Annotated in this window: 11 protein-coding genes; 2 read left to right on the top strand and 9 right to left on the bottom strand. The window is 43.4% G+C overall.

The annotated features are described in order from the left end of the window. Positions 1-34 precede the first annotated feature (34 nt). The 4 genes from yfaE to ubiG form a co-directional block, all read right to left on the bottom strand. Positions 35-313 carry a class I ribonucleotide reductase maintenance protein YfaE gene (gene yfaE / locus IRQ95_RS03485; RefSeq protein WP_194435611.1) on the bottom strand — a complete coding sequence of 93 codons (279 nt, stop codon included), beginning with the start codon at positions 311-313 and terminating at the stop codon, positions 35-37. Beyond that, positions 313-1,446 carry a class Ia ribonucleoside-diphosphate reductase subunit beta gene (nrdB, locus tag IRQ95_RS03490; RefSeq protein ID WP_194435612.1) on the bottom strand — a complete coding sequence of 378 codons (1,134 nt, stop codon included), beginning with the start codon at positions 1,444-1,446 and terminating at the stop codon, positions 313-315. Before nrdB ends, yfaE begins: the two co-directional genes overlap by 1 nt. Before the next feature lie 83 nt (positions 1,447-1,529). Continuing rightward, positions 1,530-3,812 carry a class 1a ribonucleoside-diphosphate reductase subunit alpha gene (nrdA, locus tag IRQ95_RS03495; RefSeq protein ID WP_194435613.1) on the bottom strand — a complete coding sequence of 761 codons (2,283 nt, stop codon included), beginning with the start codon at positions 3,810-3,812 and terminating at the stop codon, positions 1,530-1,532. A 506-nt stretch (positions 3,813-4,318) separates the two neighbouring features. Beyond that, a complete protein-coding gene (gene ubiG, locus IRQ95_RS03500) occupies positions 4,319-5,026 on the bottom strand; it encodes a bifunctional 2-polyprenyl-6-hydroxyphenol methylase/3-demethylubiquinol 3-O-methyltransferase UbiG (RefSeq protein ID WP_194435614.1) in 708 nt (235 codons plus the stop codon). A 279-nt stretch (positions 5,027-5,305) separates the two neighbouring features. Here ubiG and gyrA point away from each other — a divergent pair, with 279 nt between their 5' ends. Beyond that, positions 5,306-7,948 (top strand): DNA gyrase subunit A, encoded by a 2,643-nt coding sequence (gene gyrA / locus IRQ95_RS03505; protein WP_194435615.1) that lies wholly within the window; start codon positions 5,306-5,308, stop codon positions 7,946-7,948. Between the two features lie 58 nt (positions 7,949-8,006). Further along, positions 8,007-8,396 (top strand): ribosome recycling factor family protein, encoded by a 390-nt coding sequence (locus IRQ95_RS03510; RefSeq protein WP_194435616.1) that lies wholly within the window; start codon positions 8,007-8,009, stop codon positions 8,394-8,396. 232 nt (positions 8,397-8,628) lie between these two features. On the opposite strand, the gene IRQ95_RS03515 is transcribed toward IRQ95_RS03510, so the two are convergent. Genes IRQ95_RS03515 through IRQ95_RS03535 form a run of 5 tightly spaced genes read right to left on the bottom strand, consistent with a single transcriptional unit; the run spans position 8,629 to position 12,687 of the window. Next, positions 8,629-9,519, bottom strand: a complete 891-nt coding sequence (locus tag IRQ95_RS03515) for a hypothetical protein (protein WP_194435617.1) — start codon at positions 9,517-9,519, stop codon at positions 8,629-8,631. A gap of 9 nt (positions 9,520-9,528) precedes the next feature. Beyond that, on the bottom strand, positions 9,529-10,413 hold the full coding sequence (locus tag IRQ95_RS03520; RefSeq protein ID WP_194435618.1) for a metal ABC transporter permease: 885 nt from the start codon (positions 10,411-10,413) through the stop codon (positions 9,529-9,531). A gap of 6 nt (positions 10,414-10,419) precedes the next feature. Continuing rightward, positions 10,420-11,211, bottom strand: a complete 792-nt coding sequence (locus IRQ95_RS03525) for a metal ABC transporter ATP-binding protein (protein WP_194435619.1) — start codon at positions 11,209-11,211, stop codon at positions 10,420-10,422. Then, complete coding sequence (locus IRQ95_RS03530; RefSeq protein WP_194435620.1) at positions 11,208-12,095, bottom strand: metal ABC transporter solute-binding protein, Zn/Mn family; 888 nt, start codon at positions 12,093-12,095, stop codon at positions 11,208-11,210. Before IRQ95_RS03530 ends, IRQ95_RS03525 begins: the two co-directional genes overlap by 4 nt. Positions 12,096-12,117: 22 nt before the next feature. Further along, positions 12,118-12,687 carry a DUF6162 family protein gene (locus IRQ95_RS03535; RefSeq protein ID WP_194435621.1) on the bottom strand — a complete coding sequence of 190 codons (570 nt, stop codon included), beginning with the start codon at positions 12,685-12,687 and terminating at the stop codon, positions 12,118-12,120. Between the last annotated feature and the right edge of the window lie 10 nt (positions 12,688-12,697).

Raw genomic sequence — 12,697 nt, forward strand, 5'->3', positions numbered from 1 at the left:
GTCAAATGACTGGTCTTTTACTTTCTAGCTTCGATTAAGCACGTTTCTCTTTGAGCTTATATACCACATCTTCGAGCTCAACATCGCTCTTGGCACGGGTAATACAAGGTAAGATTTCGTCTGCTTGAGTATAAGCCATGGCAAAACCAACGTATTCAACATCACCAGACTTCAGTTTGCAGCGACAAGCGCCACAGTGTCCGTCTCGGCAATTGTACTCCACTTCAATCCCAGCTTGCTCCATGGTTTCCAGTAGAGTGTTGCTTGGGTTAGAAGCGATATTAACGATACCGTTGATTTTGATGCTAGGCATTAAAGTTCGAAGTCCTTAAAGTCGTCTGCTTTAACGTCACTTTCAATCTGACCAACGAGGTAAGATGAAATCTCCGCTTCTTGAGGCGCAACTTGTACATTGTCTGAAGACAACCAAGCATTGATCCAAGGAATCGGGTTAGACGTCGCTTCTGGGTAAGCGGCTGGTAGACCAACAGCTTGCATACGTACGTTGGTGATGTACTCAACGTATTGGCACAGAATGTCTTTGTTCAAACCGATCATTGAGCCGTCTTTGAATAGGTATTCTGCCCACTCTTTTTCTTGCTCAGCTGCTTCTTTGAATAGATCGAAACACTCTTGCTTACACTCTTCAGCCACTTGCATGAATGAGAAGTCATCTTGACCGTTACGCAACAAGTTAATCATGTGCTGTGTGCCAGTCAGGTGTAGCGCTTCATCACGAGCGATTAGCTTGATGATTTTCGCGTTACCTTCCATTAGCTCACGCTCTGCGAATGCAAATGAACAAGCAAAACTTACGTAGAAACGAATCGCTTCTAGTGCGTTGACTGACATTAGACACACGTAAAGTTTCTTTTTCAGATCGTATAGGCTGATCTTAACTTCTTCGTCACCAATCATGTGAGTACCTTCACCTAAGCGATGGTAGTCATTGGTCATCTGAATGAGGTCATCGTAGTAGTGAGCAATGTCTTTAGCACGCTTTAGGATGTGCTCGTTCTCAACGATGTCATCAAATACGATGCCTGGATCGTTGACGATGTTACGAATAATGTGTGTGTATGAACGTGAGTGAATCGTCTCAGAGAATGACCAAGTTTCAATCCACGTTTCTAGCTCTGGTAGTGATACTAGAGGTAGTAGGGCAACGTTCGGGCTACGACCTTGGATAGAATCCAAAAGCGTTTGGTATTTTAAGTTCGAGATGAAAATGTGCTTTTCATGATCTGGAAGCTTGTTGTAATCGATACGATCGCTTGATACATCGACTTCTTCTGGGCGCCAGAAGAAAGAAAGCTGCTTTTCAATCAGCTTTTCAAAGATCTCAAATTTTTGCTGGTCGTAACGCGCTACGTTAACCGATTGACCAAGGAACATTGGTTCTTTTAGTTGGTCATTTTTGTTTTGGTTAAAAGTACTGTAAGCCATGATGCCTCAATTCCTTTTAAGCCCCTCGAAGCTCAAGGGGCAAATGTTCGTTAAAGAAAAGTGTTTTCGACTTCAGACCTAAATTAGATCTTACAACCGCCGCCTGCACAATCGTCATCAGCAGGTTGAACTGCATCTTTCTGATCGTCTTTCGCACCATCACGAGTGTTATGGTAGTAAAGCGTTTTTACACCAAACTTGTATGCAGTGAGCAGGTCTTTAAGCAACTTAGTCATAGGCACTTTGCCACTTTCAAAGCTACTTGGGTCGTAGTTAGTGTTCGCTGAAATAGCTTGGTCTACGAACTTCTGCATAATACCAACTAGGTGCAGGTAACCATCGTTTGAACCGATGTTCCATAGCAACTCGTAGTTGTCTTTTAGGTTAACGAAATCCGGCACAACTTGTTTCAAGATACCGTCTTTAGACGCTTTCACTGAAACATAACCACGTGGTGGCTCGATACCGTTAGTTGCGTTTGAAATCTGAGATGAAGTCTCAGAAGGCATTAGCGCAGTCAGTGTCGAGTTACGTAGACCATGTTCCATGATCTCTTTACGTAGTTCATCCCAATCGTAGTGCAATGGTTCATCACAGATTAGGTCGATGTCTTTCTTGTAAGTGTCGATAGGTAATAGGCCTTTCGCGTAGTTCGTTTCATTGAACAGAGGACACTTACCTTGCTCTTTCGCAAGTTCCACAGACGCTTTCAATAGGTGGTATTGAATTGCTTCAAACGTACGGTGAGTTAGACCGTTCGCGCTGCCATCAGAGTATTTCACGCCATGCTTCGCTAGGTAGTAGGCAAAGTTGATGACACCGACACCTAGAGTACGGCGGTTCATGGTTGACTTGTACGCCGCTGGAAGCGGGTAGTCTTGGTAATCTAGTAGTGCATCTAGTGCACGAACAACCAGCTCAGACAGCTCTTTTAGGTCATCAAGTTCTTTGATTGCACCTAGGTTGAATGCTGAAAGTGTACATAGCGCAATCTCACCTGAGTCGTCTTCAACGTTAACCAGTGGTTTAGTTGGTAGAGCGATTTCTAAGCATAGGTTTGATTGACGTACCGGTGCGACTTCAGAATCAAATGGGCTGTGAGTGTTACAGTGGTCCACGTTTTGAATGTAGATACGACCCGTTGAAGCACGCTCTTGCATAAGCAGAGAGAACATTTCAATTGCTTTAACGGTTTCTTTCTTAACTGAAGGATCGTTCTCATATTTCACGTACAGACGTTCGAACTCAGCTTGGTTCTCAAAGAACGCATCGTAAAGTCCTGGTACATCTGATGGTGAGAATAGGGTGATGTTGCCACCTTCTACTAAACGTTGGTACATCAGTTTGTTTAACTGAACACCGTAGTCCATATGACGAACACGGTTTTCTTCTACACCGCGGTTGTTCTTTAGCACTAATAGTGAACGCGCTTCACCGTGCCACATTGGGTAGAACACGGTCGCAGCGCCGCCACGAACACCACCTTGTGAACAACATTTTACTGCTGTTTGGAAGTATTTGTAGAACGGAATACAACCAGTGTGGAATGCTTCACCGCCGCGAATCTCAGAGCCCAATGCGCGAATACGACCAGCGTTGATACCGATACCAGCGCGTTGAGAAACGTAACGCACGATAGAGCTTGCTGTTGCGTTAATTGAATCAAGGCTGTCACCACATTCGATCAGTACGCACGAGCTGAACTGACGAGTAGGGGTACGTACACCAGACATAATTGGTGTAGGTAGAGAAATCTTGAATGTTGAAGTCGCATCGTAGAAACGTTTGATGTAGTCAAGACGCGTCTCTTTCGGATACTTCGCGAATAGACATGCTGCTACAAGAATGTATAGGAACTGCGCACTTTCATAGATTTCGCCAGACACACGGTTTTGAACGAAGTATTTACCTTCAAGTTGCTTAACCGCTGCGTAAGAAAAATCAAGATCACGGTCGTGCTGAATGTAAGCATCAAGCTCTTCAAGTTCAGCCTTGGTGTAATCTACGAGAATGTGTTGGTCATACTTACCCATTTCCACCAAATGTGACACATGATCGTATAGCGCTGGTGGCTCATATTGACCATAAGCTTTCTTACGTAGGTGGAATACCGCCAAGCGTGCTGCTAAGTACTGATAATCTGGAGTTTCTTCAGATATCAGATCCGCTGCAGACTTGATGATAGTCTCGTGAATGTCGGATGTAGTAATACCGTCGTAGAACTGAATGTGAGCTCTTAGTTCTACTTGCGATACTGAAACGTTGTCTAGACCCTCTGCCGCCCAAGTGATTACACGGTGCAGTTTCTCTAGATCAATAGTTTCTTTTCGGCCATCACGCTTAGTGACAGTGAGTTGTTGTTTCATTCTGATTCATTTCCCTAACAAAACTGATGAAAGCCGCATTTTTATGTAATTCTTGTAAATTATATTTTGGCTTTGCGATCAAAATCTATCTGTTAATTATAGTGCAAACACAAGATATAGGGGTTATATGGTTTGCGGGTTACAAGATAGTGCTATCAGCGTTTTTTTTCAAGCTGAAGATCTTGGAGTTCCTGTGGATAACTGGTTAATTAAAAAAAATCTGTAAGTAAACACTAACCGATGAGATTAGGCGTGGCGCGCGTGTAGAAAAGTTGGTTTTTTGGTTTGCTTCTTTGTTAACCGCAATGAAAAAAAAATATCTTGATCTTAGACAAAAAAAGGGAACCTATTTCTCACTGTATATTATGGAATCTATCGCACGTAAATCGTGCAAATTGAATAGGGCGCGTATATCTTTCGTGGTTAAATTTTGTTCGAGATAAGCACGCCCTTAAAAAGGCGGGCACCATGTGCTACCGCCTTTGATTGTTTAAAGTGTGACCAAGTTAGAATTTGCGAGTATGGACGATGTAATTGACATCAACATTTCGACCTAGCTTATAGCTGTCAGTTAACGGATTGTAGTGCAGCCCTGTGATGCCGTATTCAATAAGATCCGTTTGATCGATCATTTTGATCATTTCAGAAGGGCGAATGAATTTTTCATGGTCGTGAGTGCCTTCTGGGACAATTTTTAGTAGCTTTTCTGCGCCTACAATTGCAAACAGGTATGATTTAATGTTGCGGTTCAGCGTTGAGAAGAAAACGTGACCACCTGGTTTAACAAGAGCTGCACAGGATTTGATAACCGAAAGCGGGTCAGGTACGTGCTCAAGCATCTCCATACAAGTCACGACATCATAGTGGGCAGGGTGCAGTTCAGCATGATCTTCGATGGTGCTTTGAATGTATGTTAGCTTGGTGCCAGTTTCTAATGCGTGTAAACGCGCGACTTCTAATGGTTCTTTACCCATATCAAGTCCAGTGACGATTGCGCCTTCTTTCGCCATACTCTCAGCTAATATGCCACCACCACAACCCACATCTAATACGGTTTTACCAAAGAGACCGTCAGCATTGTCTAAGACATAGTTAAGACGGAGTGGGTTAATTTGGTGAAGAGGTTTAAATTCACCTTCTAAGTCCCACCAACGGGAAGCCATCTCTTCAAACTTCTTGATCTCGTTTGGATCTACGTTTTGTTGTTTTGTCATAATCCATTTATCTAATTGGCAAACTTCGCTTGGCATTATAACGGTAAATACTAACCTCTCCAAAATGATTGGTTATTTAACTGCGTTGTGGCGATAAATTGACCATTTTTCAATGTGGTATGCAAGTTATGTGCAAATAGTCGCCAGTTGATTCACAACCGACCTCACAACCTGATAAAAGGAGAGGGAAAGTGATGCCGAAGTGATGATTTGTGTGTTATATTTTTGCACCTTACACGTATCGTATTTACGATCTGATAATAGAGGGATAATGGCTCTATGAGCGATTTAGCTAAAGAGATCACGCCCGTAAACATTGAAGACGAGCTTAGAGGTTCGTACCTAGACTACGCGATGTCAGTAATCGTGGGTCGTGCTCTTCCAGATGTGCGTGATGGCCTAAAACCAGTACACCGCCGCGTTTTGTTCGCGATGAATGTATTAGGCAACGATTGGAATAAACCATATAAAAAATCTGCCCGTGTTGTTGGCGACGTAATCGGTAAATATCACCCACATGGTGATAGTGCTGTGTACGACACTATCGTACGTATGGCGCAGCCATTCTCACTACGTTACATGCTAGTCGACGGTCAAGGTAACTTTGGCTCGATCGATGGCGACTCAGCAGCAGCAATGCGTTACACCGAAGTTCGTATGTCGAAAATCGCACACGAACTATTGGCTGACTTAGATAAAGAGACTGTTGATTACGTACCTAACTACGACGGTACGGAACAAATTCCTGCAGTTCTTCCAACTAAAGTTCCAAACTTACTCGTGAACGGTTCTTCTGGTATCGCAGTAGGTATGGCGACCAACATTCCGCCACATAACCTTGGTGAGGTTATTGATGGTTGTTTGGCTTACATCAATAATGAAGAGATCACTATTGATGAGCTGATGGAATACATCCCTGGTCCTGACTTCCCAACGGCGGCATTGATTAGCGGTCGTAAAGGCATTGTAGACGCGTACAAAACGGGTCGCGGTAAGATCTACATGCGTTCTAAAGCGGAAATCGAAGCAGACAAGAATGGTAAAGAGACCATCATTGTTAGCGAAATTCCTTATCAGGTGAACAAAGCTCGTCTAATCGAGAAGATTGCAGAACTGGTTAAAGATAAGAAAGTTGAAGGCATTAGTGCACTACGCGACGAGTCTGACAAAGATGGTATGCGTATTGTAATCGAATGTAAGCGTGATGCTGTGGGCGAAGTGGTTCTTAATAACCTTTACGCTCAGACTCAGCTGCAAACTACATTCGGCATCAACATGGTTGCGCTAGATAATGGCCAGCCAAAACTCTTTAACCTAAAAGAGATGTTGAAGTGCTTCGTTAACCACCGCCGTGAAGTGGTGACTCGTCGTACTATTTACGAACTACGTAAAGCTCGTGAACGTGCGCACCTTCTTGAAGGTTTGGCGCTAGCACTAGCAAACATCGATGAAATCATCGATTTGATCCGTAACGCGCCGACTCCAGCTGAAGCAAAAGCAGGTCTGATCGCTCGTGGTTGGGATCTTGGTAACGTAGCAGCAATGCTTGAGCGTGCTGGTACAGATGCTGCTCGCCCTGAGTGGCTTGAGCCTCAGTACGGTATCCGTGACGGTCAATACTTCCTGACTGAACAACAAGCGCAAGCAATTCTAGATCTTCGCCTACATAAGCTAACCGGTCTAGAGCACGAGAAGATTCTTGACGAGTACAAAGTACTGCTAGAAGAAATCGCAGAGCTAATGTACATCCTATCAAGCTCTGAGCGTCTGATGGAAGTTATTCGCGAAGAGTTGGAAGCAGTGCGTGATGGTTTCGGCGATGCACGTCGTACAGAAATCACAGCAGCTAGCCACGATATCGACATGGAAGAGCTAATTGCACGTGAAGATGTTGTAGTAACGCTATCTCATGAAGGTTACGTTAAGTACCAAATCCTAAGCGACTACGAAGCTCAACGTCGTGGTGGTAAAGGTAAGAGTGCAACTAAGATGAAGGAAGAGGATTACATTGAGCGTCTGCTTGTTGCTAATACTCATGACAACATCCTATGTTTCTCTACCCGTGGTAAGACATACCGACTAAAAGTATATCAGCTACCATTAGCTAGTCGTACTGCTCGCGGTAAGCCGATCGTTAACATTCTTCCTCTAGAAGAAGGTGAACGTATTACTGCGATTCTGCCGGTTTCAGAATTCAGTGCGGATAAGTTTATCTTTATGGCAACCGGTGACGGTACCGTTAAGAAAACGTCGCTAGACCAATTCTCAAACGTACGTTCTAACGGTTTGATTGCAGTAAACCTTCGTGATGATGATTCGCTAATCGGCGTTGATATCACTGATGGTCAAAGCGATATCATGCTGTTCTCTAAAGCGGGTAAAGTTGTTCGCTTTAGCGAAGATAAAGTTCGTCCAATGGGCCGTACTGCTGCTGGTGTGCGCGGTATGAAGCTTGCTGACGAAGACCAAGTTGTATCATTGATCGTCCCTTCAAATGAAGGCGATATCTTGACTGTAACGGAAAATGGTTACGGTAAGCGAACTGAGCTTGCTGAGTACCCAATCAAAGGCCGTGCGACTCAAGGTGTTGTTTCAATCAAAGTTTCAGAGCGTAATGGCCCGGTAGTTGGTGCTGTTCAAGTTGAAGAAGGCGATGAAATGATGATGATCACTGACGCAGGTACACTTGTTCGTACTCGCGTTGCTGAAGTTAGCCAGGTTGGTCGTAATACTCAAGGTGTTACGCTGATCCGTACGGCTGCTGATGAGTCAGTGGTAGGTCTACAGCGCATCGACGAAATTGAAGAGTCAGAGCTGATTGAAGAGGGTGAAGAAGGCGAAGTAGTTGCAACAGAAGCGACTCAAGCTGACGCAAACTCAGATGTTCAAGCGGACGATTCTGCAGAAGACTCTGCAGAATAAGATTTCAAATTGAAATAAAAACCGAGCCTCGTGCTCGGTTTTTTTCTGGGTAGGATCTATGGATAGCGAACTAGTCTCAGTCTCACTGCCATCATTTATTCATCGAGTGGGTCGAGAGCAAGCAAACGTGACGCGAGAGTTAGCGGCTGAACTTGGTTGTGAATTGAAACGTGTGCGTCGTTCGAGAAACTGGCAGTTATTCGGTGAATACCATCAGATTCATGCACTGTTGTTGGCGTTGAGATCGTTAGATTCACTCAAGCATAAGTTTACAATTGGTAAACTTGATGCCGTGTTGGCACAAATTGAACCTCCTTTAACCATTGAACAGCAACTCGCTAAGCTGTTAGAGACCAATCCGAACATCACCTTAGCTGAGATGATGGAATTGACTTCCTGTACGCTAAGCGAAGCGCGTACTGCGCGTTTTGAAAACGATACGTTGTAACTATTCAATAACTCGAGCTTTATCAGAACAATCCACGGCATAGCCTTTGATATGGCGAAATACGGAAATTTGTTTAAAAACCCCTTTACCTCAATCTAACTTGAGGTTTTATAGTTTAGTCATTCAAGTACGAATAGTTAAACAAGGGACTGAATGATGAACAACTACCAGTATTAATTTCGGTCACACAAGCATTTGAATGAAATGAATTAAAGCGGAATGAGTGATCCGCTTATTTTACTTGTAGTTGTGTAGAGGCATTTATTTTGGCTAGTTTATTTAGCATGGATTGCCAACGTTGAGTTAAGCTGCCTTTGCTGTATTTTGAAAAATCATCCACATGCCAAACTTCGATATTCTGAGGAAGGTTTTGCAAAGAGCGATGAGATGGTTTTTTACTGGTAATCAACAGGGTAGGTAATTCATCTTCTATTGCTTGTTCTCGACTTGCGAGAGGAACGAGTGTTACTGCTCCTAAGTCAATAAGCTCGGGTTTGTCGACGACAATATTCATAAACATCCCGTCAATGAGATGCTGGTTTAGTTCAAGTTGTTGCTTGCGTAACTTTGCACTCATGTGAGCAAAGTTAAGCCGTAACTGCTCTTTATCTTCATGGTGTTTATGAGCCAGTATCGCTTGTAGATCTCTATGCAATATTCCTAGCATCATTTGCATATTGGATGGGTTAAGCCAAAAATAACCTATCGAGCCGTCGTCTAATTTGGTTATAGCGACTCGTTCTCCGCCTGGAGTTAAAGCGTTGGCGAGATCGACAGGAATAATGGCGATATTTTTACTCCGTAACGCAGGGTAAATATCAATATCTGACCATACCGATGAGATGCTCGCGACGATATCCGCACTAGGGTAGGCCTCAACAGTTTGACGTTTTAACCAGCCGGGTATCCGTTTGACACTGTATTTGTTTGGCGGCACGTATAGCACCGTTATTTGCGTTTGTTGGGTAAGTTCTTCAAGCATGCTTGCGACAACGGGTATGGCGGTGGCTATGGTCAGTTTTTTACTTTGTTCACTAGTTGTCGCTTCGCTAGTTATCGCATAGGTTAACGTTGATATTGCGGATACTGTACAGGCAAATAATACGGTGAGTATCGATTTCATGGGTATCTCCTAGGCAACATTTAGTTTTAATTGGCGGCTAACCAAACTTAGTAAGAACCATGCACAGGCAAAGAGCGTGATAGCTGGTCCCGCTGATATCGGCCACTGAAGATACATAGGCAGTAATACACCGGCTACTGATGCTGTGGTCGAGAAGAGTATTGATAACATCAATAACTGTTTGAGATTGCTGGCAATCAAACGTGCACTCGCTGCGGGGATCAGCAATAGTGCACCAACTAATACGGCCCCGATGATTTTCACTGATGCCACGGTTATTAATGCAATTAAGATTACAAAGGCGTAGTCATGCAGACGAGTATTAATGCGTTGGCTATGGGCTATGTCTGGGGAAATGGCAACTAAGTAAGCATGGTTGCCATAGAAATAGCTCAGTAGTGTTACGCCAGTACATATCACAGCCAGCATCAATAAATCATTCGTTGTAGCAACCAGAATAGAGCCAAACATTACTTGCTCAATTAAATGGGCGTTGACCTTTTTGGCAACATAGAGAAGCAACGCGGCACCTGCGGCGAGAGCGAAAGAGAGAAAGACACCAATGAGCGCGTCATAAGGTATTGTCGAGCGACCTTTAACCCATTGCAATACCAGAGCAAAAAGAATCGAAAAGCTAAATAGGCTGATGAGTGGTGACGTTGCCGGCTCTCCGATCAAAATTCCAATACTTACGCCAGTTAAAACACTATGCCCAACGGCTTCGGAAAGAAATGCCAGCCGCTTCACTACGACCAAGGTACCTAGTAACCCTAACAAAGGACCAATCATTAAGCTTGCTAATAAGGCATTAATTAAAAATTCATAGCTGAACATTTGTGGCAAATAGCCAAGATCAACCCAATCATTGAACAGAGAATAGATATTCCTCATCATACGTCTTTAGGCCTTGTCATTAAGTTCAAGTATTGAAGTTTCATAGAATGTATCGGAAGCATTGAGCGCTAGATACATCGCGGCATTTTTAAGAAAGAAATCGCTCGCTCTATCAATTTTCTTGAGGTGTTTGTCAACCCAGTAGATATGTTCGCAATGTTGTTCAACCACTTGCCAGTCGTGCTCTACCATAATGATTGTTCCCCCAGCATGGTGAAACTGTTTCAGCAGTTGCAAGCAATCATCCCGTCCTTGTTTATCAAGCCCTGTCATTGGTTCATCGAGAATTAGAATCGTCGGCTTTTGCAATAATGCCGTACAAAGCATTAAACGTTGTCGTTCGCCACCGGACAGATCGCCGATTTTTCTTCCAAGTTTTTCCTCTAATCCCAGATTGACCAATCCATGCTTAATTTGGTCGGATAGTGAACGGTTAAACCAGATCGGTTTTGGAGACAAATTCAGTAATAAATAGTCTCTAACGGAAATAGGTAAACTGGCATCAAATGGCATAAGCTGGGGCAAATAGCCAATTTGCTGTTTGGTTTTATTTGTTTTGTTCGGTGCATGAGCCCAATGAATGGTCAATCTACCTTGATGATTCTTTTGACCAAGAATGGTTTTGAGTAAGGTGCTTTTTCCACCGCCATTTGGTCCTAGAATGGCATGCCAACCGCCAGATTCAAAAATTACATCAACTTGATTAAGCAGTTTCAGATTACCTTCGTCGACACTAATGTTTTCAAGGTGAACACTTGGACCTGATATGTTTGTTGCAACTAAAGATTTGCTTCTCATAATATTGGATTCTCAGACGCATATTTTAGAGCCTCAACTAATGTGTTGAGATTATGTGTCATATCGACTTCAAACAGCTCATCTCGATATTCACCGTAAGTCATATGAGAGAAAGGAAATAGTCGTGTTCCTGATTCTTTTTCTATTACTGAGACATATTGATTGGCCATGTTGAGCTCGGTGAATAATATTTGTACATTGGCAGCGCGGATTTTATTTATTGTATCTTGTAATTGAGATGCACTTGGCGATACGCCATGGGCGGGTTCGACTACGGCTGAAACTGTCATACCAAACTCTTGCAATAGGTATGCATAAGCCCCATGAGTGCTGGCGATTTGAATCTGTGATAAGTCGAGAGTTGATATCTCTTTCAGCGCATTATGCTTTATCTGGCGGAGGCTTTTCGCGTATTTGATGGCGTTGCCAAGGTAGTATTTTCGGTTATCTGGGTCGAGTTTCCCCAGTTGTTTGGCGATGGTGTAGATTTGCCTAGTCGCCGCATCAATAGAAACAAAGGTGTGTGGATTATGTACATCACCGCCGGATTTACTTATAAGCGCGACTTGAGCGTTGGCTTGTATTACCGCCAAGTTTGGTAGGTTCAATGTTTCAATGACTTCAGTAGCAAACTGATCATGGCCGATACCATTTACAACAATCGCATCCATGGATTTTAAGCGAGTCAGGTCTGCGGGAGATAGCTTATAAGCATGGGGATTAAAGCCTGCCTCAATTAACGGGGTAACGATAGCTTTATCACCGACGATATTTTTTACGTAGCTATAATAGGGATGGAGTGTGATACCTACATTGAGTTTCGCGGTGGCTTGGGCTGAAAAAAACGTTAGCAGAGTAAAGAGTAATGTCGTTTTAAAATGCATAGTCAAATTCCTAATAGCACGACTAGTGACTGTGATTTGATAGCGTCGAATCAATGCCAATTGGATGCCAATCGTCATCGGAACTATCGCTACACGCGGTGTTCGTGTCTGAGATACCGTGTTCTCGCCAGCTAATTATTCTTTCACTAGATTCATTTAAAAGCAGTCGCACCTGATAGGATTGCTTGGTTAATTCTATCGTTCCGAGGTAACAGCTATCCTGGTGTAACCAAGTTGCACTGGCTAGATTGGATAGCAACGGTTGAGAAAAGGGTTCAATACCCAGCTCTCTGAGTTCAACTAAGCTGAGATTCTTCTCCATTGCTTGCTGAATTATTGCTATTTCTTCAGCGGCGTTACTCAGTTGAGTTAAGGTATGCTGGAGACCTTGAGGTACCGTAACCTTATCTTGTTCACTGCTACCATATAGCCAATACATCAGTGATGATGCGATGACGAAAAGCAACCCTATTGAGCAGACAACCCATTTATCTTCAGACTTGCCATCTGTTGGGGATATGACTTCAACGTAATATTGCTGGGAGGCAATTGGGGTCTTGTGTTGTCGTTCAGTTTTATAATTTACTACCATCTATTAAAAA

Source organism: Vibrio fluminensis (assembly GCF_015278125.1).
GTDB lineage: Bacteria > Pseudomonadota > Gammaproteobacteria > Enterobacterales > Vibrionaceae > Vibrio > Vibrio fluminensis.

Bases quoted from the DNA above. Each gene is read 5' to 3' on its own strand.
- yfaE (WP_194435611.1), bottom strand. From the start codon at position 313: ATGCCTAGCATCAAAATCAACGGTATCGTTAATATCGCTTCTAACCCA.
- nrdB (WP_194435612.1), bottom strand. From the start codon at position 1,446: ATGGCTTACAGTACTTTTAACCAAAACAAAAATGACCAACTAAAAGAA.
- nrdA (WP_194435613.1), bottom strand. From the start codon at position 3,812: ATGAAACAACAACTCACTGTCACTAAGCGTGATGGCCGAAAAGAAACT.
- ubiG (WP_194435614.1), bottom strand. From the start codon at position 5,026: ATGACAAAACAACAAAACGTAGATCCAAACGAGATCAAGAAGTTTGAA.
- gyrA (WP_194435615.1), top strand. From the start codon at position 5,306: ATGAGCGATTTAGCTAAAGAGATCACGCCCGTAAACATTGAAGACGAG.
- IRQ95_RS03510 (WP_194435616.1), top strand. From the start codon at position 8,007: ATGGATAGCGAACTAGTCTCAGTCTCACTGCCATCATTTATTCATCGA.
- IRQ95_RS03515 (WP_194435617.1), bottom strand. From the start codon at position 9,519: ATGAAATCGATACTCACCGTATTATTTGCCTGTACAGTATCCGCAATA.
- IRQ95_RS03520 (WP_194435618.1), bottom strand. From the start codon at position 10,413: ATGATGAGGAATATCTATTCTCTGTTCAATGATTGGGTTGATCTTGGC.
- IRQ95_RS03525 (WP_194435619.1), bottom strand. From the start codon at position 11,211: ATGAGAAGCAAATCTTTAGTTGCAACAAACATATCAGGTCCAAGTGTT.
- IRQ95_RS03530 (WP_194435620.1), bottom strand. From the start codon at position 12,095: ATGCATTTTAAAACGACATTACTCTTTACTCTGCTAACGTTTTTTTCA.
- IRQ95_RS03535 (WP_194435621.1), bottom strand. From the start codon at position 12,687: ATGGTAGTAAATTATAAAACTGAACGACAACACAAGACCCCAATTGCC.